Origin of the sequence: Corynebacterium sp. KPL2734 (genome assembly GCF_040225595.1) — a bacterium.
In the GTDB taxonomy this organism is placed as follows: Bacteria; Actinomycetota; Actinomycetes; order Mycobacteriales; family Mycobacteriaceae; genus Corynebacterium; species Corynebacterium rhinophilum.
In genome coordinates this window covers 232,216-255,936 of sequence record NZ_JBEHFO010000001.1, presented here as the reverse complement: position 1 = coordinate 255,936, position 23,721 = coordinate 232,216, and the positions used below count along the sequence as shown (strand labels likewise).

24 protein-coding genes are annotated in these 23,721 nt (G+C 58.7%); 6 read left to right on the top strand and 18 right to left on the bottom strand.

Annotation, left to right across the window (positions count from 1 at the left end):
• Position 1: 1 nt before the first annotated feature.
• Genes dapA through dapB form a run of 3 tightly spaced genes read right to left on the bottom strand, consistent with a single transcriptional unit; the run spans position 2 to position 2,462 of the window.
• Positions 2-910, bottom strand: a complete 909-nt coding sequence (gene dapA / locus ABRP88_RS01195; protein WP_284769633.1) for a 4-hydroxy-tetrahydrodipicolinate synthase — start codon at positions 908-910, stop codon at positions 2-4.
• Positions 911-964: 54 nt separating this feature from the next.
• Positions 965-1,711 (bottom strand): FAD-dependent thymidylate synthase, encoded by a 747-nt coding sequence (gene thyX, locus ABRP88_RS01190; protein ID WP_349835796.1) that lies wholly within the window; start codon positions 1,709-1,711, stop codon positions 965-967.
• A gap of 4 nt (positions 1,712-1,715) precedes the next feature.
• Positions 1,716-2,462, bottom strand: coding sequence for a 4-hydroxy-tetrahydrodipicolinate reductase (gene dapB, locus ABRP88_RS01185; protein ID WP_284782137.1), 747 nt, complete (start codon positions 2,460-2,462; stop codon positions 1,716-1,718).
• A gap of 125 nt (positions 2,463-2,587) precedes the next feature.
• On the opposite strand from dapB, the gene ABRP88_RS01180 reads away from it, so the two are divergent.
• Positions 2,588-2,977, top strand: coding sequence for a VOC family protein (locus tag ABRP88_RS01180; RefSeq protein ID WP_349835794.1), 390 nt, complete (start codon positions 2,588-2,590; stop codon positions 2,975-2,977).
• A 117-nt stretch (positions 2,978-3,094) separates the two neighbouring features.
• The gene (locus ABRP88_RS01175; RefSeq protein ID WP_349835793.1) at positions 3,095-3,826 is read left to right on the top strand and encodes an AMIN-like domain-containing (lipo)protein; all 732 of its coding nucleotides are present in this window, start codon (positions 3,095-3,097) and stop codon (positions 3,824-3,826) included.
• A gap of 85 nt (positions 3,827-3,911) precedes the next feature.
• On the opposite strand, the gene ABRP88_RS01170 is transcribed toward ABRP88_RS01175, so the two are convergent.
• From ABRP88_RS01170 to ABRP88_RS01155, 4 genes are all read right to left on the bottom strand, one after another.
• On the bottom strand, positions 3,912-6,158 hold the full coding sequence (locus ABRP88_RS01170; RefSeq protein ID WP_284853267.1) for a polyribonucleotide nucleotidyltransferase: 2,247 nt from the start codon (positions 6,156-6,158) through the stop codon (positions 3,912-3,914).
• A gap of 213 nt (positions 6,159-6,371) precedes the next feature.
• Positions 6,372-6,641, bottom strand: coding sequence for a 30S ribosomal protein S15 (gene rpsO / locus ABRP88_RS01165; protein ID WP_005278802.1), 270 nt, complete (start codon positions 6,639-6,641; stop codon positions 6,372-6,374).
• 149 nt (positions 6,642-6,790) lie between these two features.
• The gene (locus ABRP88_RS01160) at positions 6,791-7,732 is read right to left on the bottom strand and encodes a nucleoside hydrolase (RefSeq protein ID WP_284853268.1); all 942 of its coding nucleotides are present in this window, start codon (positions 7,730-7,732) and stop codon (positions 6,791-6,793) included.
• Complete coding sequence (locus tag ABRP88_RS01155; RefSeq protein WP_349835791.1) at positions 7,733-8,755, bottom strand: bifunctional riboflavin kinase/FAD synthetase; 1,023 nt, start codon at positions 8,753-8,755, stop codon at positions 7,733-7,735.
• A 23-nt stretch (positions 8,756-8,778) separates the two neighbouring features.
• On the opposite strand from ABRP88_RS01155, the gene truB reads away from it, so the two are divergent.
• On the top strand, positions 8,779-9,672 hold the full coding sequence (truB, locus tag ABRP88_RS01150) for a tRNA pseudouridine(55) synthase TruB (RefSeq protein ID WP_284819376.1): 894 nt from the start codon (positions 8,779-8,781) through the stop codon (positions 9,670-9,672).
• Between the two features lie 48 nt (positions 9,673-9,720).
• Here truB and ABRP88_RS01145 read toward each other — a convergent pair whose 3' ends face one another.
• From ABRP88_RS01145 to rimP, 9 genes are all read right to left on the bottom strand, one after another.
• The gene (locus ABRP88_RS01145) at positions 9,721-10,395 is read right to left on the bottom strand and encodes a 4'-phosphopantetheinyl transferase family protein (RefSeq protein WP_349835789.1); all 675 of its coding nucleotides are present in this window, start codon (positions 10,393-10,395) and stop codon (positions 9,721-9,723) included.
• The gene (locus tag ABRP88_RS01140; protein WP_284851999.1) at positions 10,395-11,201 is read right to left on the bottom strand and encodes a metallophosphoesterase family protein; all 807 of its coding nucleotides are present in this window, start codon (positions 11,199-11,201) and stop codon (positions 10,395-10,397) included. Before ABRP88_RS01140 ends, ABRP88_RS01145 begins: the two co-directional genes overlap by 1 nt.
• A gap of 100 nt (positions 11,202-11,301) precedes the next feature.
• Complete coding sequence (locus tag ABRP88_RS01135; protein WP_349835787.1) at positions 11,302-12,612, bottom strand: MATE family efflux transporter; 1,311 nt, start codon at positions 12,610-12,612, stop codon at positions 11,302-11,304.
• Positions 12,602-13,570: a DHH family phosphoesterase gene (locus ABRP88_RS01130; protein ID WP_284784310.1), complete on the bottom strand. Its 969-nt coding sequence runs from the start codon at positions 13,568-13,570 to the stop codon at positions 12,602-12,604. The genes ABRP88_RS01135 and ABRP88_RS01130 overlap by 11 nt, the downstream gene beginning before the upstream one ends.
• The gene (gene rbfA / locus ABRP88_RS01125; protein ID WP_284784312.1) at positions 13,571-14,014 is read right to left on the bottom strand and encodes a 30S ribosome-binding factor RbfA; all 444 of its coding nucleotides are present in this window, start codon (positions 14,012-14,014) and stop codon (positions 13,571-13,573) included.
• 221 nt (positions 14,015-14,235) lie between these two features.
• On the bottom strand, positions 14,236-17,109 hold the full coding sequence (gene infB, locus ABRP88_RS01120) for a translation initiation factor IF-2 (RefSeq protein WP_284784314.1): 2,874 nt from the start codon (positions 17,107-17,109) through the stop codon (positions 14,236-14,238).
• Between the two features lie 107 nt (positions 17,110-17,216).
• Positions 17,217-17,579, bottom strand: coding sequence for a YlxR family protein (locus tag ABRP88_RS01115; RefSeq protein WP_284784316.1), 363 nt, complete (start codon positions 17,577-17,579; stop codon positions 17,217-17,219).
• A gap of 84 nt (positions 17,580-17,663) precedes the next feature.
• Entirely contained in the window at positions 17,664-18,680 is a 1,017-nt protein-coding gene (gene nusA / locus ABRP88_RS01110) for a transcription termination factor NusA (RefSeq protein WP_349835783.1), read from the bottom strand.
• A gap of 23 nt (positions 18,681-18,703) precedes the next feature.
• Positions 18,704-19,243 carry a ribosome maturation factor RimP gene (gene rimP, locus ABRP88_RS01105; protein WP_284769616.1) on the bottom strand — a complete coding sequence of 180 codons (540 nt, stop codon included), beginning with the start codon at positions 19,241-19,243 and terminating at the stop codon, positions 18,704-18,706.
• Positions 19,244-19,281: 38 nt separating this feature from the next.
• On the opposite strand from rimP, the gene ABRP88_RS01100 reads away from it, so the two are divergent.
• Both ABRP88_RS01100 and ABRP88_RS01095 read left to right on the top strand, forming a co-directional pair.
• Positions 19,282-20,130: a DUF4439 domain-containing protein gene (locus tag ABRP88_RS01100; RefSeq protein ID WP_349835781.1), complete on the top strand. Its 849-nt coding sequence runs from the start codon at positions 19,282-19,284 to the stop codon at positions 20,128-20,130.
• 181 nt (positions 20,131-20,311) lie between these two features.
• Complete coding sequence (locus ABRP88_RS01095) at positions 20,312-20,641, top strand: transglycosylase family protein (protein ID WP_410755737.1); 330 nt, start codon at positions 20,312-20,314, stop codon at positions 20,639-20,641.
• Between the two features lie 128 nt (positions 20,642-20,769).
• Here ABRP88_RS01095 and ABRP88_RS01090 read toward each other — a convergent pair whose 3' ends face one another.
• Positions 20,770-21,132: a DoxX family protein gene (locus ABRP88_RS01090; protein WP_284853275.1), complete on the bottom strand. Its 363-nt coding sequence runs from the start codon at positions 21,130-21,132 to the stop codon at positions 20,770-20,772.
• A 60-nt stretch (positions 21,133-21,192) separates the two neighbouring features.
• Positions 21,193-22,962, bottom strand: coding sequence for a proline--tRNA ligase (locus ABRP88_RS01085; protein ID WP_284782252.1), 1,770 nt, complete (start codon positions 22,960-22,962; stop codon positions 21,193-21,195).
• 30 nt (positions 22,963-22,992) lie between these two features.
• Here ABRP88_RS01085 and yaaA point away from each other — a divergent pair, with 30 nt between their 5' ends.
• Complete coding sequence (gene yaaA / locus ABRP88_RS01080; RefSeq protein ID WP_284784322.1) at positions 22,993-23,715, top strand: peroxide stress protein YaaA; 723 nt, start codon at positions 22,993-22,995, stop codon at positions 23,713-23,715.
• Positions 23,716-23,721 lie beyond the last annotated feature (6 nt).

Below are 23,721 nucleotides of genomic sequence, written 5' to 3'. Positions count from 1 at the left end.
CTTAAAGGACTCCAGATTGTTCCAAATCACGGCGAAGTACCTCGCGTTCCTCCTCGCTCGCGGCGGTGATAGGAAGGCGGGGCTCGCCAACTTCAAAGCCCTGCAGGCGCAGAGCTTCCTTTGCAAATGTCGCTCCGCCCAACCGCGCTTGAGCGCGGGTCAGTGGAAGAAGCGTTGAGTAATTTATTTCTTGCGCGCGGGCCAAATCGCCCGCATCGAAAGCTTCATAGAGTTCTACCAAGGCACGCGGTGCGGCGTGACCGATAACGGAGATGAAACCCGAAGCGCCGAGGGACAGCCACGGCAGGTTAATCGGATCATCACCGGAGTACCACGCCAAATCGGTTTCTTGGATGAGTTCTGCGGCCGCAGAAAGATCGCCCTTGGCATCTTTCACGGCTTGGATAGTCGGCAATTCCGCAAGGCGTCGGAGCGTATCCGACGCCACTGGGATGCCCGAGCGGCCAGGGATGTCATAGACGCAAATCGGCAGATCCGTTGAATCAGCAACTGCGGCAAAATGCTCGTAGACGCCCTTTTGGGAGGGCTTAGAATAATACGGAGTCACCACGAGCAAACTATCGGCTCCGGCGGCGGCGGAAGCTTGGGCCACCTCGATGGAGGTGGCGGTATTATTCGTTCCGGCGCCCGCACAGATCCGGACGCGGTCTCCTACTTCCTCTTTTACGGCCTTGAGCAGCTCCAACTTTTCGTCCAAGGACGTGGTTGGAGACTCGCCCGTCGTTCCACCCAAGATGAGTGAATCCACGCCGTTGTCTACGAGATGAGCTGCCAGGCGGCGACCCGCTTCTAAATCCAGCGCACCGTCACGATCAAACGGAGTGACCATGGCGACGCCAATGCGACCGAAGGTGTCAACGCCAGTCTTTGCTGTCATACCTGTGCTCATAGCCGTCAAGGTTACCCGCTAGGACACCTTTTGGCCGCATCGGGGTGCCGCGTGTTAAGCGTAGGGGCTTGCGGCCATCTGCGTTCCATCGGCCAACGTGGTGATATGGAAGTCATCGAAAAGCGCTGGTGCTTGCTCCTGCAAATGCTTCAAACACTCCACCGCTACGTGGCGCAATTCTGTATCCGCGTGCTCGGCCGCACGCGCCCCAATGAAGTGGCGCCACGCACGGTAATTACCGGTGACGACGAGCCTAGTTTCCGTAGCGTTGGGCAATACTGCGCGCGCTGCCTGGCGCGCCTGCTTCTTTCGCAGCAGCGCATTCGGCTCATCGAGCTTTTCTTCCAAGGCTTCTAGCAGCTCATCGTAGACAAAACGGGTTTCATCGACCGCCTGCATGACCAACCGGCGCAATTGCTCATCTTCTTTCACCAGCTTGGGCAGCGCTACTTGCGTCTCCTTTGGATGCACAAAGCGCTGGGATAGCTGCGAGAAGGAAAAATGCCGGTGTCGAACCAATTCGTGGCTGGCAGAGCGCGAGAGCCCCGTGATGTACATCGTGGCCGTGGCGTGTTCCAATAGCGCCGTATGGCCTACCTCCATGATGTGGTGCAGGTAGGCGGAATTCGTAGCGGTGCGCGGGTTGGGCTTATCAAAAGACTCATAACACGCCCGTCCGGCGAATTCGACGAGGGCCTCGCCGTCAGTCGCCGTGTCATCAGCGCTCCACTGCGTTCCCTGCGGCGGATGAAACTCGGTAGCGGCAATGAGCTGGATTTTAAGCTCACTCGCAGTGGCCATACCGCTACAGCCCCAGGTACTTGTCTAGCCCGACGACCAATCCTGGGTGCTGCGCAATCTCCCGCACGCCGACCAGTACGCCGGGAGTAAAGGAGGAACGATCGTAAGAATCCTGGCGGATGGTCAGAGACTGTCCCTGCGCACCGAAAATGACCTCTTCGTGGGCCACCATGCCGCGGGTACGCACGGCATGCACCGGGATTCCGTCTACATTCGCCCCACGTGCCCCATCGAGGGACTTTTCCGTTGCATCCGGCATCTCCCCCAGGTCGGCGTCGCGGCGCGCTTGGGCAATGGCTTCTGCGGTGTGGATAGCGGTGCCGGAAGGCGCATCCAGCTTGGTGGGGTGGTGAAATTCCACGACCTCAGCAGTCTCAAAGAACTTCGCCGCCTGCTTAGCAAGCACCATTGTCATGACAGCAGAGATAGCGAAATTAGGTGCGATCAGCACGTTGCCAGCACCTTCTTGGCGGGTCCACTGCTCAACCTGGTCCAAGCGCTCTTTATCAAAGCCAGTAGTACCCACCACGCAGTGGATGCCGTTCGCGATGCAAAACTCCAAGTTTCCCATCACCGAATCAGGCTGGGTGAAGTCCACGATAACCTCTGCATGATTATCAACTAATTGCTGCAGATCATCCCCGCGGCTAATTTCCGCTACGAGCTCTAAATCATCTTCGGCATTCACGCCTTCAACAATCGCCTTGCCGACGCGCCCTTGCGCTCCCAAGATTCCTACTTTGATCGCCATTGTGGGCCTCACTTTCTTAACAACTTTGCGTTAAAATTCTACTTCTTTACCTATCCTATCGCGCTCGCTCATGCGCGGCGGGCAGCCCTCCGGACACCAGAAATACCACTGCTAGACTGGCTGCCATGCAGATTTATATTGCTTCCGTTCCAGTAGATGACGTTGCTCGTGCCCACGATTTCTATGTCGATGTCCTTGGCTTCCGCGTAAAAGATGACGTCACACACGGCGATTTCCGGTGGCTGACGGTCACCAACGCCGACGGCGATGGCAGCGTTGAATTGCTGCTTGAGCCCAAGGGCCACCCAGCCGCCAAGACGTACACCGAAGCGCTGAAGGCGGATAATATCCCGGTCACCCAATTCTTGTCGCAGGATGTGGAGAAAGAATACGCCGAACTAAAGGACAAGGGCGTGGGCTTTACCATGGAGCCCACCGACGTTGGACCCTCCATCATCGCGGTCTTTGACGATACCGTGGGCAACCTCATCCAGCTCGTCCAGTTGAAGCGTTAGTCCACACCTTCGCTAGTTTTCTTTGTACAACAATTGCATCACTTCCCCAGTTGAGCCACTTGTGTACCGGTAGAATTGAAAGAGACAACAAGGTAGACAACCTAGGAAGTGGTCACAATGTCTCGATCTACTCTCACCCGCGTTATCGCTGCTGGCGCCGGTATAAGCTGCATGCTCTCATTGGCTGCTTGCGCTAGCCCCAGCGATGACAAGGCCGCCGATGCCTCATTTGCCACGCAGGAGGAATCAACCGGTTCCACTGCAGAGTCGACGACGTCATCGGCAAAGAAGTCAGAGCCTTCTACCACGACCACTGACGATGACCCAACCAAGACGGTAGAAGACACCGCCCCGTTAAGCCACAATCAACAAAAGGCGCAAGGCAATAATCCAAAGCCGACTTTTGGTGGCATGGGCACGCCCTCCCTCGAGGATCAACGCCACCTTCCTCCTGGATTGGGTGGCCTCGTTCCCACAGAGATCCGGGTAGCCGCGCACGATTCATTCACCCGCGTCGTGGTCGACCTTGAAGGAGACGGCGAAGCCGGGTGGTTTACCACCTATACGGATCAGCCCGCCCACCAGGCCTCGGGACTTCCTGTCGAGGTAAAAGGCGCTACATTTCTCAACCTTGGCATCGAGGGCACCCCGTGGCCATCGACGCCAGAGTTGGAGCAAAAGTTCATGGATACTGGCATCACCCCAGGTGCCGGCGTTGTGCAAGAGATCAACTACACCACCACCTTCGAGGCGCAAACGCAGTTGATCATCGGTCTGAAGAAGCAAACGCCGTATTCCGTGACCTTCCTGCAGAACCCCAAGCGCCTCGTGCTTGATTTCCAAAATTAGGTAATCATAGCGAAGGCATAGAAATGGCCCTGTTTCCCAGCATGTGCGGGAAACAGGGCCATTGCTCTAACGAGCGCGCGAGGGGTTAGTCCTCAACGGGCACTAGGGAAATCTTGCCGCGGTTATCAATATCCGCGATTTCTACCTGTACCTTGTCGCCCACGTTGACGACATCTTCGACCTTCTCGATGCGCTCGTCCCCACCCAGGTTGGAGATGTGGATCAATCCATCGCGGCCTGGGGTCAAGGATACGAAGGCGCCGAATGGAACGGTCTTGACTACCGTGCCGAGGAAGCGCTCGCCTACCTTGGGCAACTGCGGATTGGCAATGGAGTTAACCTTTTCAATCGCAGCATCCGCTGCTTCGCCGGTTACCGCAGAGATGTAGACCGTGCCATCGTCTTCAATCGAGACTTCAGCACCGGTATCTTCGGTGATCTGGTTGATGGTCTTGCCCTTAGGCCCGATGAGCTCACCAATCTTATTAACCGGTATCTTCACCGAAGCGATCTTCGGGGCCAGGCCAGACATCTCATCTGGGGAATCAATGACCTCAGCCATGGTTTCCAGGATGGTGGCACGGGCATCGCGGGCCTGCTCGAGTGCTTGAGCCAAGACCTTAGACGGAATGCCATCGAGCTTCGTGTCCAACTGCAGCGCAGTGATGAATTCAGAGGTACCTGCAACCTTGAAGTCCATGTCGCCGAAGGCGTCTTCGGCGCCCAAGATATCGGTCAGTGCCACGAATTTTTCCTTGCCCTTAACCTCACCGGAGACCAGGCCCATGGCGATGCCGGCTACCGGCGCCTTGAGCGGAACACCCGCATTGTAGAGGGACAGGGTGGATGCGCACACAGAACCCATGGAGGTGGAACCGTTGGAACCGAGCGCCTCAGAGACCTGGCGGATGGCATACGGGAAATCCTCGCGCGACGGAATGACCGGAAGCAGGGCGCGCTCGGCTAGTGCACCGTGGCCGATTTCGCGGCGCTTGGGCGAGCCGACGCGGCCGGTCTCACCGGTAGAAAATGGCGGGAAGTTGTAGTGGTGCATGTAGCGCTTGGACTCGATGGGAGTAAGCGAGTCAATCTGCTGCTCCATCTTCAGCATATCCAGGGTGGTTACACCGAGGATCTGCGTCTCACCGCGCTCGAACAAGGAAGAACCGTGTGCGCGTGGTACCAAGTCAACTTCGACGGACAGGTCGCGGATATCGGTAAGCCCGCGGCCATCGATGCGGAAGCCATCGGTCAAGATCTTGCGACGCACGATCTTCTTCATGACCTCGTTATAAGCAGCGCGAATCTGCTTGGAGGCCACTGCTTCTTCCAAGTCCGCGAATTGCGGCAACAGGTCTTGTTCTACCTGTTCCATGTGTGCATTCGTAGCCTCGTCGCGCTCCTGCTTGCCTGGGATGCTCAGCAGGTTCTCCAGCTTCTTGGAAGCGGCCTTTTCCACGGCGGCGAAGACATCGTCCTCATAGGCAGGGAAGAGCGGGAACTCTTGGGTCTCCTTGGCAGTGCGCTCTGCAAGGCCGTTTTGGGCTTCACACAGGGTCTTGATGAACGGCTTAGCCGCCTCGAGGCCCTCGGCGACGGCGGCTTCTTGCGGAGCCGGGGCGCCATCGGCGATGCGCTCTGCAACGTTGGTGCCAGCACCGGCCTCCACCATCATGATGGCGACGTCTTCTTTGCGGCCCTTAGTCACGATGCGGCCCGCCACGACCATCTCAAAGAGCGCGCGCTCGTGCTGCTCGTGGTTCGGGAAAGCCACCCACTGGCCCTCTGGGTGCTTGTCATCGGCGATGAGCGCCATGCGCACGCCGCCGACGGCACCGGATACCGGCAGGCCGGAAAGCTGGGTTGCCGCGGACGCGCCGTTGATGGCTACGACGTCATAGTACTCTTCTGGGTCCTGCGACAGGACGGTGATAACAACCTGTACTTCATTGCGCAGGCCCTTGACAAAAGTGGGGCGCAGCGGGCGGTCGATGAGGCGGCACGCCAAGATAGCCTCCGTGGAGGGGCGGCCCTCGCGGCGAAAGAAGGAACCGGGGATCTTACCGGCCGCGTACATGCGCTCTTCCACGTCAACGGTTAGCGGGAAGAAGTCAAAGTTCTCGCGCGGCTGGTTCGAGGCGGTCGTGGTGGCCAGCAGCATCGTGTCATCGTCGAGGTACGTGGTTACGGAACCATCTGCTTGGCGGGCCAGCTGGCCGGTTTCGAAACGAACGGTGCGGGTACCAAAGTCCCCATTGTCGAGGACAGCGATAGCTTCGGTAATACCGAATTCTTCATCGATATTGAACTCTACGGAGTTCTGAACGCTCATCTAGTAAATCTCCTTGAATGTTTTAGGCGATCGTCGGTGCCGCCTTTTCCACATTGTTTTTGACAACGGTGAAAATTCTAACAGAGATTCCGCACTTTTGAGCTACGGCAACCGCAATCGCCCCTGCTCCCCACAAGGATAAAGTGGGTATAAAACCACTAATTCCCCTTGCCGCAGGGCAAGGGGAATAATTCGGCCGCAGCCGCGTCGCAATTAGCGGCGCAGGCCCAGGCGGGAAATCAGGTCACGGTAGCGATCCACGTTGTTTTCTGCCAAGTACTTCAGCAGGCCACGACGACGACCAACCATCAGCAGCAGACCACGACGGGAGTGGTGATCGTGCTTGTGGAACTTCAAGTGCTCGGTCAAAGTATTGATGCGAGAGGTCAGCAGGGCAACCTGTGCCTCAGGGGAACCGGTGTCGGTCTCGTGCAGGCCGTACTCCTTGAGGATTTCGGCCTTCTTCTCAGTGGTCAGTGCCATGAGTATTTCTCCTTTATTTCAGTCCACACTATTCTTCTACGCAAAGCGCCGCCGTGGCGAGCTCCGCGTGCCGCAACTGTCGTGAACCACAGTCGCTAAGCCAAATCGTCATCTTACAGCCAATTAGCGCGGCAAATCAAAACGCTGCACTACTTAGCGCCCACCGTCCGGAAAAGTTCTTCGAGGTAGTCCACGAATTCATGAACGAAGCGCTCGTTGTCCACGCCCACGGCCACCTTCGCGGTAGGTTCCTGGCTCAGCCGGGTTTCATCGGCAATGGTGCGCCCGCGGGTGGGGCCTTGCGTATCCGTTTTCATATTGGTTTCGATGACCTCTACCAACGACGGATCTGCGGCTACCGCCACGGCCAGCGGATCGTGCAGACCGCAACCTCCCAAGTGGGGAGCCGTGGTGGCATAAGCGCGGATGTAGTAATCCACCATATCGGCGAAAACCTCGCCCGCGGTCGTTCCGGTCTCCCGCCAGCGCGCGGTTTCTTTTTCCGTCAAGAGGGTGCGCAAGGTGACATCAAGGCCGACCATGGTGACATCTTGGCTGTGGCGGAAGAGGTAATCGGTGGCATCCGGGTCTTGGGAAATATTGGCCTCTGCCCACGCGGAGACGTTGCCAGGAACGGTCAGCGCTCCGCCCATCATGACGATGTGGGCGTTGGCGGCAAAGGTGGCATCGGCAAGCATAGCCTGAGCGATGGTCGTCGACGGACCTGTGGGAATAATGACCAGGTCATCACCGTAATCGCGCACGGCCTGCAAGAGGAAATCCGTGGCCGGCTGCGTGTCCTCGGTCTTATCGGACGGGGTAAGCGCGACCTCGCCCACGCCATTCTGGCCGTGGATGAAGGAGGAAATCTCGCTGGGCTGGAAACCGTCCGGGCTGGGGCCCGCAAAGACCGGGATATCAGACCTATCCAGCAAATCCAGCAGCGCCAGGGTATTGCGCACCGCCAGCGGCACCGTGACGTTGCCATAAGTACACGTCACACCGATGAGCTCAAGATCGGGGTGGGCCAGGGCATAAGCCAAGGCCAAAGCATCATCAATGCCGGTATCAAGATCGAGGATGGCCTTCATTTACTTCTCCTTTAAGAAATAGTCTTCGCTATTGCAGCCCTGCGCGCGGGCATCGGCAGCCAGCACCTTGCGGGCGGCTGCGACGTCCTGGGCCATGGCTTCCAAAAGCTCATCGACGGAATGAAACTTCACCATATCCCGCAGGTGGCCCACGAATTTCACGGTTGCCTCATAGCCATAAAGATCGGCATCGCGGTCCAAGACAAAAGACTCCACGGACCGCTCTTCATCACCAAAGGTGGGATTCGTACCGACGGAAATCGCCGCGGCATAGGCTACTTCGGGCTGCATATCCCCATCGAGGGGCGAATCAGAATGCACAATAAACCAACCGGCATAGACCCCGTCCGCAGGAATGGCTACGGTATCCGGGAAATATTGATTAGCCGTGGGAAATCCCAGTTCCTTGCCTCCGCGCCCCGCGCCGCGAACCACGGGACCAGTGACCGTAAAGTGCCGGCCAAGCGCCCAATTCGCCGATTCTATTGCGCCCCGGGACAGGCTATGGCGAATATAGGTGGAACAAATCTGCACACCGTCCTCGTCCAAGAGCGGGATGATATCGACGCTAAATCCAAACTCCTCCCCCAGCTGCCGCATGGCTTCCGCGGTGCCGCTGGCCCCAGCGCCGAAAGTGAAGTTCTCCCCCACCACCACGTGGTGCGCATGGAGTTTGCCCACCAAGAGGTCGCGCACATAGGGGCGCGGCTCCACGCCCTCTAGTTCCTTGGTGAAGTCAATGACAAGCACCATCTCGATGCCCATTTCTTCCGCGAGCTCCAGTCTGCGCTCGAAGCTCACCACAGACAGCGGCGCGCGCTCCGGCAAGAAAACGGAGACCGGGTGCGGGTCAAAGGTCACCATAACGGGGACCTGATTATTCGCCCGCGCGTGCTCCACGCAGGCAGAAACGAGCTGTTGGTGGCCGCGGTGCAAGCCATCGAAGACGCCAATGGTTACCGAGGTCGGCCCCACATCCGCGGGGATGTCATCGATTCCGTAACAAATATCCACGGAATCCATCGTAGAGCATAGACTTGTACCCTATGACTGATGCGCTCGCACATTCCGGACTTGTCATTGTTGATAAGCCTGCCGGCATGACCTCTCACGATGTTGTTAGCCGCCTACGCAGGTATTTTCACACCAAAAAGGTCGGCCACGCCGGCACCTTAGATCCCATGGCAACTGGGGTGCTGGTCCTTGGCATCGAACGCGGTACCAAATTCCTCGCGCACATGGTTGCTTCCACCAAGTCTTATTCAGCCACCATTCGCCTCGGCGCTTCTACCACCACCGATGATGCCGAGGGCGACTTTCGCTGGGGCAAGCCCGCAGCAGCGCTTGATCGATCCGCCATCGAGGCCGAGGTTGCCACATTGACCGGTGAGATTATGCAAAAGCCCGCCGCGGTTTCCGCCATCAAGATCAAAGGTAAAAGGGCGCATGAATTGGTGCGCGAGGGAAAAGAGGTAGATATCCCCGCCCGCCCGGTCACCGTCCACAGTTTTGATATTCATGACATGCGCACCGAGGGCGATTTTCTAGACATCGATGTATCCGTGGAGTGTTCCTCCGGCACCTATATCCGCTCCTTGGCGCGCGATATGGGCGAGGCACTTGGCGTCGGTGGGCATTTAACCGCCCTGCGCCGCACGACGGTGGGGCCCTTTGCGCTTGCCGATGCCCACCTCCTCGACGATCTCGCAGAAAACCCCCGCCTGTCCTTGAGCCTCGACGAAGCACTCAAGCGCAGTTTCCCCGTGCTGCCCGTCACAGAGAAAGAAGCCGCCGCTTTAGCGATGGGCAAATGGTTAGAGCCGCGCGGGCTATCTGGGGTTCATGCGGCGGTAGCCCCCAATGGCCAGGCCATCGCGCTCATTAAGGAGAAGGGAAAAAGGTTGGCCACGGTCTTTGTGGCGCGGCCGTCTACCCTCTAAACCAGAGCCTTAGAGGGAAGACCAAGGGGACCAGTGCGAACGTTCGGTTTAGGCGGAGAAATCAAGGGCCGGAACCAGCGTGGAAACCACGACATAACCGCCCTTTAGGATCCACTTGCCAGTGATAAACGGCACTGGCGTGGGGCGGGCCAGGATATAAGAAATAAAGGTTCCATCTTCGCGGATATCGATTTCTGCCTGATCGAAATCGAGCCACCGATGCGTCATGGGAAACCACGCCTTATAGGTGGCCTCCTTGGCGCAAAATAGCAGGCGGTCTGGGCAGTGCACCCCCGCCTTTTCTAGGCGCGGCAGCTGCGGCATTTCCCCGGCTCGGGCGATCATGGTCAACACATGTTCGGGTAGGCGCTGCGCCGGCTCCGCATCAAGGCCAATGGAGCGAAAATCCATAGTGGAGGCCACCACCGCTGCGCGCAGGCCCTCCGTATGCGTCATGGATCCAATAAATCCTTCGGGCCACAGCGGCATGCCCCGCTCTCCGCGCATAATCGGGTTAGTACCTGTCAAGCCCAGCTCGCGAAGAGCCTGGTGCGCACACCACCGGGCATCGCCAAATTCGGACTTCCGGACATCGACCGCCTGCGAGACTATGGACTGTTCCTTAGGGTCGAGCTGATCATAGTTGAGTAGGTCGGACTCGCGGGCATCCGTACGCACATAGCAATACCGGGTAGTTTCTGGGAACAGGTCGGGGTATAACATCAATTCACCTCCCCAAACGTCGAAGTAACTGGGTATGGCCACGGGATACGGTGCGGCTGGTTACGCCATTCGCGCGGGTAGCCTAATGAGACTTCGATATGGTCTACCCCATCCACATTCATCTTTGAGGGCATGTGCAAGTGGCCGTAAATGACAGCTTCTGCCTTGTACCGTCGCGGCCACGAACGCGTATGCCGCGAGCCGCTCCACAGGGCAATCTCTGGAAAGCGCAGAACCATCGTAGGTTCTTGCACCAGTGGCCAGTGGTTAACCAAGATAGTTGGACCCTGTACTCGGGATAAACGCTTAATGGAATACGCCAAGCGGTCCCAACACCATGCGCGCACGTCTACGAAGGGAGCGATTGCTACCTCATCGGTCATGACAAGCTTTTTAGAGTGTGCCTGCTGCACCGCTTCTTCCACCGAGGTACCCGGTGGGCGGAAACTGTAGTCATACAGGGTAAAAAGCGGCACAATCGTTATCCCATTAAAAGCCGGATAGGGGTCCTCTGGGGTGATAACGCCGATTTCCCGGCAGGCGGCCACCAGGTAATCGTATTTTTCGCGCCCCTTGTACTGGTCTTGGGAACGAGAAAATAACTCGTGATTGCCTGGTGCCCAAATGACGGTGTCATAGCGCGCGGCCAAGTCCCGCAAGATGCGCAGGATAAGCTCGCTGCGCTCTGCAACATCGCCTGCCACAATGAGCCAATCGGCCGGATCGGGTGGGTTAAGTTCTGCAATGCGCGCAAAATTTTCACGGATCGCGCCGTGCAAGTCTGCTACTGCCCATAGCGTTGGCATTACCGCTCCCCCCGCCTTGCTCATCATCGTTATGGAGTCTCTCGCTGTAGTTAAATCTGTAGTGCTGTTGCTACTCGTTACAGTCACTGTAGCGCAGGTACTACTCTGCTACTACAGCCCATTTCATGGAATAGAAGCGGTAGACCACGCCGATGAGGCGGAAAGTAATGAATGCAGCCAAGCCGCACCACACGCCGGTAAGGCCCGTGCCCATGGCATGTGCGAGGAGCACCCCGGGCAAAAATCCCAGAAGAACCGAGGCGATAGTCAGGCTGCGCAAGAATGCCGCATCCCCCGCCCCCAATAGGACGCCGTCCAGGGCAAAGACCACGCCACCGGCGATGACCATGCCGACCAGGATCCACCATGGTTGGCTCATGGCATCGATGACCTCCTGAGAGGATGTAAAGACGCGCGGAATGAACCCGGCCCCAGCGGCGAAAACCAAGGCGAGGAAGGCTGAGAAAATCGTGGAATACATCACTACCTTGCTTCCCACGCTGCGCGCGTGGCGCGCCGAGCCAGCGCCCAAGGCCGCTCCAGTCAAGGCCTGAGCGGCAATGGCCAAGGAATCCAAAATCAGCGACATGAAATTCCACAGTTGCATCATGATTTGGTGGCCGCCCAACGCGGCCGTGCCCACGCGGGATACCACGGCCGTTGCAGTTAGAAAGGCCACCTGAAAGCTAGCGGAGCGCAAGATAAGGTCGCGGCCCAAAATCAGCTGTTCGCGCACGATGTGCCACCGAAATTTCCAAGAGCCTTCGTGCTGTTTATACAGCTCGCGCACGAAGAGGCTCGCGATAATGCTCATCCCCAATACGGTGGCAATGGCAGACCCGGCAAGGCCCCACCAATACACGAATGCGGGTACGGCAATGGCTCCGGGAATCATTCCGGCAAGGGTGAAATAGAGCGGCTTCTTGGTATTTTGCACACCGCGCATCCAGCCATTTCCGGCCATTTCCACCAGCGTTACGGGAATCGCCAGTGCAGCGATCCGCAGCCACAGTGCGGTTCCGGCCGCAGTCGTAGGATCCCCGGTAAGCCACTGGGCAAAAACACCGCCGAAGATCCACATGATGAGGGCTAAAAGCCCACCAACGCCCAGGGCCACGTAGGTTGCTTGCACACCTTCTGCCACTGCCTCGGCGCGCTTTCCAGCGCCAAAAAGGCGGGACGAGCGAGCCGTCGTGCCATAGGACAGGAAGGTCAGCTGCGTGGTCACCACGGTATGGATCGTGGTTGCCGCGGCGAGCGAAGCCAATTCCTGGGCACCCAGGCGCCCCACCACTGCGGTATCGAGCAAGAGGTAGAGCGGCATCGCGGCCAGTACTCCAAGCGCAGGAAACGCGAGGCCAAAGACCTCGCGTGCGCTTACTGTCGTGGGGTTTGACTGCCTAGTGCTCATCGATGGCACTCACCAGCTCCGCGACGATTCTCTCTTCGCTTCCCGATGTCATGTACCCAGCAGCGGGAATATGCCCGCCGCCGCCAAATTGGGTTGCCAAGGCGGCGCAATTGATCGTAGTCGAACGCAGCGATACCGCCCATATCCCAGGCGACTGTTCCTTAAAGACCACACCCAATTCGGTGCCTTCAAGGGCACGCACGAAATCTACTAGGGACTCGACTGCGGAATCCGAATGACCTTCGATATCGGCCAAGCCTGCAACGAGGATGCCCACACCCATTTCACCAGCATGTTCAATGCGCAGTCCTGCGAGCACGCGGCCGACCATCTGCAGATCATCTGGAGTCGTGGCATCGAGCAGGTCCGTGGCAATCTGCTTGGTATCCAAGCCATAGTGCATCAAGCGCGTGGCCACATCGTGCATGCCAGGCCTGCCCCACCGGAAGCTACCCGTATCGGTCAAAAGACCCGCATACAGGCAGTGTGCGATGCTGCTTTCGATTTGCACCGACAGCATATCCAGGATGGTCAATATGGCCACCGTGGTGGACTCGCACTCTGAATCAACCAAGTTCACTGAGCCAAACCCGAGGTTGGACGAGTGGTGGTCGATGCACAGCACGCGCCCTGCCTCTGTCAGCTCGGCGATATCTGCGGAAAACAGTCCGGTGCGATCGATCGACCCACAATCCACGGTGACATAAAGGTCATATCCCTGCGGGAGCTCCCGCATGACCTTGACCTGATCTGCGCCGGGAATGGAGTAAAGATTAGGCGCAAAGTCCTTGTCCTGGCCAATGACCGCACAGGCTTCTTTCCCACTTTGTTGCACGGCTAAGAGCAACGCCGTGGCTGAACCAATGGCATCGGCATCCGGGCGCAAGTGAGTGATAATACAGATGCTTTGCGCGCCAGAAATGGCATCGACTGCGTCCTGATATTCCTTGCGGGTCACTTAAGCCTCGTCTTCATCGGAGGTTTTATACGGATTGGCCTCGCCCGCGGGCTTAGCGTTTTCCTTCAATTTTGCTAGCTCCTCATCGCGAGCCCGAGCGCGCGCCAAGAGCTCTTCCATGTGCGCGGAGGCTTCCGGGACGGTATCGAGCTCAAAAGCAAGGGTTGGGGTAAAGCGAACGGACAACTGATCGCCAACGATCTTGCGCAACTGTCCCTTCGCGCGCTTAAGGGCTTCCTCAGCCTGGTCATAATCGGGTTCCGCATCGATATCGTGGCCACGCACCGTGTAAAAGACGGTAGCGTCGTGCAAATCACCGGTGACGCGGGCATCGGTCACGGTGACCATCTCCAAGCGGCGATCCTTAATCTGCAGCTCAATCGCACTAGCCACGATTTCCTGAATGCGTTTTGCTAGCCGCGCCGCGCGTGCGTGATCGACCATGAGAACCTCCAAGCTAAAGGGGAAAAATTTATTCCTAAATTACCGTGTCGCGGTATCAGAAACCACCAGTTTAGTTACTCACCGCACCCAATGGAAACCGCTTGAAAACCTCACATGCGAAAACGCGAAACGGCCCGCTCTACCTGCCGCACCTCGCGATCTCCCTCCGGGGAGAAAGAATCTTGAGGTGGGCACGTACAGCGGGCCGAAACTAGCAGCGATTAGTCGCGCGGTACCTCGACTTCTTCATAAGCCTGGATGATATCGCCTACCTGGATATCCGGGTAGGACAGCACCATACCGCACTCATAGCCGGCCTTGATCTCAGTAGCGTCGTCCTTTTCGTGACGCAGGGACTCGATCTTGGCATCGGCAGTAACCACGTTGTTATCGCGGAGCAAGCGAACCTTGCCGTTGCGGACAACCTTGCCTTCGGTGACCATACAACCGGCGATGGTACCCACCGAGGAGGACTTGAACAGAGCGCGGATTTCGGCCGCACCGGTGTCGCGTTCCTCGTAGATCGGCTTGAGCATGCCCTTGAGAGCGGCCTCGACTTCTTCGATGGCCTTGTAGATAACCGTGTAGTAGCGGATATCCACACCCTCTTGGGTAGCGATCTCCGTGGCCTTGCCCTCTGAGCGAACATTGAACGCAATGATGACGGCATCGGAAGCGGCGGCCAAGGAAATATTGGTCTCCGTTACGGCACCGACACCGCGGTCGATGATGTTGAGCTCGACTTCGTCCTCGGTCTTGATGTCCAACAGGGCATCTTCCAGCGCCTCGACGGAGCCGGCATTGTCGCCCTTGAGGATGAGGTTGAGGGTCGAGGTCTCCTGCAATACCTTGTCCAGATCCTCCAGGGACACGCGCTTGCGCTGCTTTGCCTGCAGGGCAGAACGCTTACGAGCATCGCGCTGGTTGGCAATCTGGCGGGCCACGCGGTCATCGTCGACCACGAGCAGGTTATCGCCAGCACCTGGAACGCCGGACAGGCCTTGCACCTGTACTGGGCGGGAAGGACCGGCTTCCTTGACGTCCTCACCAAACTCATCGAGCATGCGGCGCACGCGACCATGCGCATCGCCTACCACGATGGAATCGCCGACGTGCAGCGTACCTCGCTGGACGATGACCGTAGCCACTGGGCCGCGACCGCGGTCCAAGTGGGCCTCGATGGCCACACCCTGGGCATCCATCTCTGGATTAGCCGTGAGCTCGAGGGCGGCATCAGCAGTCAGGATGACGGACTCTAGCAGCTGGTCGATGTTCTGGCCCTGCTTAGCAGAGATGTCCACGAACATCGTGTCGCCGCCGTACTCTTCTGGCACCAAGCCGTACTCCGTGAGCTGGCCACGGATCTTTTCCGGCTGCGCCTCCGGCTTATCCACCTTGTTCACGGCCACGACGACCGGGATATCAGCAGCCTTGGCGTGGTTGATGGCCTCAACCGTTTGTGGCATGACGCCGTCATCGGCGGCGACTACCAAGATGGCCAAGTCGGTGGACTTCGCACCGCGGGCACGCATGGCGGTAAAGGCCTCGTGACCAGGGGTATCCAGGAAGGTAATGGTGCGCTCGCCATCCACGTCAACCGTGGTCTGGTAAGCACCGATTCCCTGGGTAATACCGCCGGCCTCACCGGCTGCCTCATTAGTCTTACGGATGGTGTCCAACAGGCGGGTCTTACCGTGGTCAACGTGACCCATGACGGAGACGACTGGAGGGCGGTGTTCGAGGGCCTCTTCGCCACCTTCGTCCTCGCCGAATTGCAGGTCGAAGGACTCGAGCAGCTCGCGGTCCTCGTCTTCTGGGGAGACGACTTCTACCTTGTAGTTGATCTCGTCACCGAGCAGCTGCAGCGTATCTTCCGATACGGATGCGGTTGCGGTGACCATTTCACCAAGGTTGAACAGTGCCTGTACCAATGCTGCTGGATCGGCACCGATCTTCTCCGCGAAGTCAGACAGCGAAGCGCCGCGGCGCAGGCGGACGGTCTGTCCCTTGCCATCTGGCAAGCGGACGCCGCCTACGACGTGCTTCTGCTGCTCTTCAAACTCATGGCGCTTTTGCCGCTTCGACTTCTTGCCCTTGCGTGGTGCGCCACCTGGACGGCCGAATGCACCAGCGGTGCCGCCGCGACGCCCACCGCGTCCACCGCGGAAACCGCCGGGACGACCGCCGCCTGGGCCGCCTGGACCACCAGGTCCGCCGTGACCACCTCGACCGCGGCCGCCGCGTCCACCACCGCTCGGTGCCTTGGAGGGCATCGAGGCAGGGTTCGGATGCGAAGGCATCATGGCTGGCGACGGACGACGTCCACCGCCGCCACCCTGGCCTTGGTTCTGATCCTGGCCCTGACGGTTAGTGCCGCCCTCGTTGCGGCCGCCGCGCTTTCCACCGCGGTTATCGCCGGGACGGTTGCCGCCGCGCTGCCCCTTGGAGCCACCGGGGCGTGGGCCTGGTCGATTGTCGCCGCCACCCGTGGAAAATGGGTTATTGGCAACGCGGCGGGATCCGCCGGGCTTAGGCATCGGTCGCGGCATGGCGTTTCCTGGGGTCGGACGCTCGCCCGACTTCTTGGCATCGCCTTGGCCTGCGTTTTGACCTGGCTTCGGTGCACCTTGGCCGGGCTTCGGTGCTGGCTTGCCAGCGGCAGCGCCCGGCTTTGGTGCTGCCTTACCAGGCTTGGGGGCAGCCTTAGCGGACCCTGCGCCTGGCTTCGGCGCAGCGTCGGATGGCTTCGGTGCCTGTGCCCCTGGCTTCGGTGCTCCGGGCTTAGGCGCAGCGGATTTCGCTCCGCCCTGTGCGCCAGCGCCTGGCTTTGGCGCAGGCGATGCCTGCTTCTTGGCGCTGCCTTGACCGGGCTTAGCGGGCTTGGCAGCTTTCTCAGCCTTGTCTGCCTTAGCTTCGGTGGCATCGCCACCGGACTGTGCTTCATAGTGAGCACGCATCTTCTTGACCACCGGTGGTTCGATGGTCGAGGATGCGGTTTTCACGAACTCGCCTTGTTCCTTCAGGGTGGCGAGCAGTTCCTTGCTGGTTACTCCGAGCTGTTTTGCCAACTCGTGAACACGTAGCTTTCCGGGCACTTGTCTCCTCTTGATATCGCCTAGGAGCCAAGGCCGCGAAAAACTTGCCTGACTCCTAGTTAAACGTTCTGGACTTTCATCGCTGATGCTTCATCGTTGTGCGCTCATCAGTGTTCGGTCTTCCTTTTTAACTCTGGTGTGTACGAATCTTGTGCAGCTTGTTCCGCACACGGTACTTTTTCGCCCTGTACATTTTCGTACTGTGCTTCCAAGTATCTACGTACCTGACCTGTGTCCACGGATGCGGACGTGCGGAGCGCGCGCTTGAAAGCATGTTTGCGCTCAGCTAGCTCGAGTGCAGAAAGCGTGGGGCTAATCCATGCGCCGCGGCCGGGAAGCCGCCGGAATGGATCCGCCACCGCGCGGCTGCCTTGAGGATCATTGGCATCAATGACCACCCGCAGCAGCTCCGTATCGGGCATGCGGCGACGCGTAGCGATGCAAGTACGAAGCCGTTGAGTCTGCGACATCGAACTCCTTAACTTTCGCTGCGTCTTCATGTCCCTTTCTGCATCTGGGCCGTTTACTAGCCTACGCTATTTATCCGCATTTCCTTAATTCGCGTCCGCGTCTGAATGAATATCGATCTTCCAGCCGGTCAAACGGGCGGCTAGACGCGCGTTCTGGCCTTCCTTACCAATGGCAAGAGACAGCTGGTAGTCAGGGACGATAACTCGCGCCACCTGCTCTTCGCTATCGAGCACGGTCACCTTGATCACCTTGGAGGGGGCCAAAGCATTGCCCACATATACGGTGGGATCCTCGCTGTAATCAATGATGTCGATCTTTTCCCCACCGAGCTGGCGCATGATGTTATTCACGCGCTGACCGCGCGGGCCAATGCACGCGCCCTTGGCGTTGAGGCCTTTAGCGTGGCCAATAACAGCGACCTTGGAGCGGTGCCCAGCTTCACGTGCGATGGCGATCATTTCCACGCTGCCATCCGCAACTTCCGGAACTTCCAGTTCAAAAAGCCCGCGCACTAGCTCCGGGTGAGTCCTGGACAAGTTGATTTGCACATTGGCGCCATTGCGATTTACTCCCACCACATACGCCTTGATGCGGTCACCGTGCTGCAGCTTCTCTCCGGGGATTTGTTCTGCGGGAAGCAAGATTCCGTCCTGCGATTCCAACTCGGAACCGAGCTGGACCACAACGATGCCGCGCGCATTGGCACGCGCATCGCGCTGGACGATGCCACTGACAACGCGCCCGCTAAGCTCCGAATAGGAATCAAAAGTGCGCTCGGCTTCGGCCTCGCGCAGCTTGCGCAAGATGGCTTCGCGCACGGCGCGTGCACCCACGCGGCCAAAGTTATCCGGGGTGTCATCGTACTCGCTGGTTACCTCCCCGGTTTCGGGGTCGCGCTCGGTAACGATGACACTGACGGCACCGGTGGTGGTATCGATGTCTACTCGGGACTTGGTGCCTTCGGCCTTGCCCTCCGCGGTGGATTCGCGGTAATCCAGGTAGGAATACAACAAGGCACTTGCAATCGACTCCAACAGGTCATTGACGGGGACCTGCCGTTCGGATTCGATGGTACGAAGTGCCTCAAGATCAATATTCACTTGTCTATCCTCTCGATTGCCGGTTAGCTCTCGGCTTCTGCAAATGGCTGGTGCACGGCGTCTAACTCACGCTGTGATGGCTGTGCAAACTCAATTTCTACCACTGCGTGGGCAATGTTTTCCAATCGCTCCACTTCTGTATGCACCTCGTTTTTCTCAGAGGTGATAAGGACAACGGCATCTTCGTCTGCGTTGAGCGCGCCGATGCGCGCGGTATGGCTCGTGTCGTCGCCGCGATTAAAGGTCACCTTCCGCCCCTTGTTGCGGCGCCAGTGGCGAGGTGCGGTCAGCGGCAAATCCACACCGGGGGTAGAGACCTCCAAGGTATATCCGGCGCCAAAATTCAGCTCGCCCGCAGCCTCTTTTTCATCGAAGAAGGCCGAAATATCGTCGGAGACTTCCTCCAATACGTCAGAGCTGGGCCGCCTATCGCCATCGATGCGGATGATGACCTGTGATTTCTTTCCCGCCTTGGTGGTTTTAATATCCTCCACGTCCAGCCCGCGGGCTTCTAGGCGAGGTTGGAGCAAATCAGTTAATTGTTGTGCATCTGGGAAAGCCATGCCCACTAGCCTACGTCCTTCGAGGTACAGTCTTTTGGGTGAACCGCCGACGTATTGCTTTAACCTGTGTAGCCTCGACTGCCGCCCTGCCCGCCCTCGCGGGCTGTTCCGCAGTCGATTCCGTCGTCGACTATTTTGGCCCGCGCCCAGAAGACGCGCTCGAGCGCCTCGCCGTGGCCGCCGCGAGCGATAGCCTCGCCCTCCAGGGGGTTGATGATGCGGCCGCGGATATGCGCAGCTCGCAGGCCGATGCGCTGTATGAGGAGATTGCGCGCCTCTGCGGCACCGATGACCAAGGAAACGTCCCACACAGCTGTGAGGTGGAACGCCCGACGCAGGCACCACCTGCCACAGATTCCTCCCAGCTGCTAGAAGAAGCCGCCTCTGCCACCACGGAAGCCGCCGATGAGGTCAGTTCTGAGTCGCGGCCCATAGTCACGCAACAGGCCATCACGCTTAATGCCTGGCTGCCTGGCGATGCCCCCGATATTCCCACGCTCTCCCAGCCACACCGCGAGAGCGCGGCTGATTTGTTGCAGTGGGAATACGAGCAGTTCTTTGGCCTGGATTTCGCTCGGGCTTATAGCGATCCTGCTGCCGAGGGGCGCATCGATAAGCTCTTAAGCCTCCATCACCGCCGCATCGACCAACTGCAAGAGGCGCTTAGCCAGAATGGCGAGGCTCCCCAGCCGGAGCCTGCCTATTCTTCCGGCGCAGCCACGCTTCCCAGCGATGCGGACTCCGCTGCAGCCTTCCTCGATACCTTGGTTGAACAAGACGCAGATAAGTGGCACGCGGCTGCGGTGGCTGCCGCACAACAAGAAGGCCCAAACCAGGAGTGGCTGAACTGGTTAATCGGCATCGCCGCCGAAGCCAAGGCCGCATAGCTTCGAGTATTGACCCACCGTGTCTACCTGAACATTCACTGTCCGGCGGGCAGAGAAAAGTCAGCGAGTTATAGGCCGATATTCATTGATAATTCGTTCGGCCCTTACGTAATTTGGTGGATTACGTGCTTGGTGGAGATACCACAAGCCCCAAAACACAATGAGAAGGAGTGCTTTCTCAATGCGTACGAAGAAGACTTTGCTCACTATGGCCGCAGCTACGTTGGGCATCGCGGGCATTGCCGCCCCTGCCGCCAACGCCGCCCCGGAAAGTGCGTGGGACCAGGTCGCCGCGTGCGAGTCCGGCGGTGACTGGCACATCAACACCGGCAATGGCTACCACGGTGGGCTGCAGTTCTCGCAGCAAACCTGGGCCGGTAGCGGCGGCACCCAGTACGCGCCTACCGCTGATCAAGCCACCAAGCAACAGCAGATCGAAATCGCTGAAAATGTTCTTGCCACCCAGGGTGCTGGCGCATGGCCTAATTGCGGCGGCCCCGTGGCTGGCTAATACGCTTCCGCCCACAGCGGTCGCGTGATGCCGACGCTAGCGCAGCATCACGCAAACAACCGACTCCCCCCGGTATTCTTCTCGGGCCCTATTGCCCGGGAAAACAGGGGAGTCGGTTCTTTTTGGTTTTATGCCTTACCCTGCGCAATCTTCCATGCGTAGCGAATCAACGGAATCTGCAGCGGCAGCCGAATGATGTGATAAAGCTTCTTCGGCCATCCTGCGTCGCGCTCGATCCAGGCGTGGTACATATTCGCCGGCCACACGGCAAGAAATAGCGCCGCGGCTAACGCGCCACCGGATTCACGGGTGGCGCGATCGGTGAGCAAACAGCCCGTAGCTATCTCCCAGGCGCCGGAGGCAAAATTATACAACCGCGGCGATCCCGGCAGCTGCGGCGGCACAATGGATTCGAAATTCTTCGCGCGTAGGAAATGCAGCGCTCCCATGGTGATAAGAGCCGTGGGAAGCACCTTCTTATTAAGTCTCATGCTTCCCCACGATACCTTGCCGCTGCTTATGAGCGCTGGGCCTTGGCGCGGTGCTTTGAGCTAAGCCCGCACCAACTCGAGGAGCTTATCCACTATTTTCTCCGCCGGGACCTCCAGCGTTTCCTGCCCGCGGATCCGCAGCTCGATGATGCCATCTTTGAAGGCGCGTCCCAAGATGGCCACAAACGGCATGCCGAGCAGCTCTGCATCCTTGAACTTCACGCCTGGAGAGACCTTAGGGCGGTCATCGAAAAGCACCTCAAGGCCCGCCTGGGACAGCTCTTCTACCAACTTATCGCCGGCCTCCATGGCCGCTGCATCCTTATTCGCCACCGCCACGTGCACCTGGTACGGCGCCACCGCAACCGGCCAATTCAGGCCCTTATCATCGTGGCGCTGCTCTGCCAGCACGGCCAGCATACGGGAGATGCCGATGCCATAAGAGCCCATCGTGGGAATAGCGCGCTTCCCGTTTTCATCAAGAATCTGCACGTCAAAAGCCTCGGTGTACTTCCGGCCCAACTGGAAGATGTGGCCGAGCTCGATGCCGCGCTGCAAAGCCAAGGTGCCCTGGTTATCTGGTGCGGGATCGCCCTCTTTAACCTCGGCCGCTTCCACAAACTCATCGACGTGGAAATCGCGGCCTGCCACGCAGCCCACGACGTAGCAGCTTTGTGCATCGGCGCCGGTGATCCAGGAAGATCCCTTAACTACGCGGGGATCGGCAAAGACCTTCACGCCATTGGAATTCAGCACGCGAGGGCCCACAAAGCCCTGCTCCAAGAAATCGTATTGCGCGTAAATCTTATCGCTTGCCAGGCTGAACTCTGCCGGTTCCAAGGCCGCTTCAAGGCGCTTGGGATCTAGTTCGCGGTCGCCCGGAATCAGCACGGCCGCCAGTTCCTTCTTCTCTTCAGAATCCTCTAGCGCCGGGTGGGTTACCTCCACCATGACGCACTTGAGGATATCTGTGGCCCGAACCTCATGGCCGTCGACCGCAATGTCCTCGGTCTTCGCCCAGTGCACAAGCGCTTCAATGGTGGCGGCATCCGGGGTCCGGTATTCCTTTGCCGCCGGCTGGCCCGCGATGTCCTTTTCTGGGGGCGCTTGGGTCACGACCGCCTCTACATTGGCTGCATAATCGCCCTCGGTAGAGCGAACAAAAAGGTCTTCGCCCACCTCAGAAACTGCCAAGAACTCCTCGGAGGCGGATCCGCCCATCGCCCCAGAAGTGGCCTTACAAATGGCGTAATCGATTTCCAAGCGGTCAAAAACATTTTGATACGCCTTGCGGTGGCGGGCGTAGGAGGAATCGAGGCCCTCATCGTTCATATCGAAGGAGTAGGAATCCTTCATCACGAACTCGCGCCCGCGCAGCACCCCGGCGCGGGGACGTTCCTCATCGCGGTACTTGGTTTGAATTTGATACAGCGTGACTGGGAAATCCTTGTACGAGGAGTACATGTCCTTTACTGCATTGGCAAACATTTCCTCGTGCGTGGGGCCCAGCAGCAAGTCCGCGTTCTTGCGGTCCTGCAGCCGGAATAGGTTGGGACCGTATTCCACCCAACGGTTGGTCTTTTCATAGGGCTCGCGCGGTAGCAGCGCCGGGAAAAGCATCTCTTGCCCGCCTATGGCGTCCATTTCTTGGCGTACTACGTCTTCAATCTTGCGCAGGGTGCGCAGCCCCAACGGCAGCCAGGTATAAATGCCCGGCGCGACGCGGCGCACATAACCGGCACGCACCAGCAGCTTGTGGCTGGGGACCTCGGCATCGGCTGGGTCCTCACGAAGGGTGCGGAGAAATAGTTCAGAAAGGCGGGTAATCATGGTCAAAATATACATCGCTACCCTATCTATATGCTCATTGTCCTCCCTCCTTCAGAAACCAAGGCTCATGGCGGCACGGGAAAGCCGCTTGATTTTGCCAACCTATCTTTTCCCGAACTAAGCGATACCCGGCGCGAAATCGCCGCTGAGCTGCAGTCTCTTCCTATTGATGAGGCGATGGTCGTGCTTAAGCTCTCGGAGAAGCTACGCGGTGAGGCTGAATCGAACAATCAGCTTTTTACCACCCCCACCATGCCGGCGCTCGAGCGCTATACTGGCGTGCTTTTTGATGCACTTTCTGCATCCACCCTTCCCTCATGGCAACGCCTTGCTATTGGCGATGCCCTCTTCGGGCTCCTGCGCGCGGACGACCCTATCCCCCATTACCGCTTATCGGGCGGTACCAAGCTGGGCGGTCGCACCATGAAGTCTTATTGGGGCAAGCAGGTAACGCAGGCGTTAGAAAACATCGACGAGCTGGTGGTGGATCTGCGCTCGGGCACCTACCAGCAACTGGGCCGGCTGCCTTCGGCCGTGACGGTGCGGGTAGAAAGCGTGCAGCCGGATGGCTCGCGCAAGGTGGTCAGCCACTTTAATAAGCACTATAAGGGCCTGTTGGCCCGGGAGCTGGCGCTTTCGCCTGCCGATGCCTTCAGCGCCGCCGATGTCGCCGCTATTGCGCGCGCGGCCGGCATGACGGTAGAAGAACCACCGCACGGCTCAAGGGAGCTTACCCTCGTCGTATCCCCATAAGGTGTG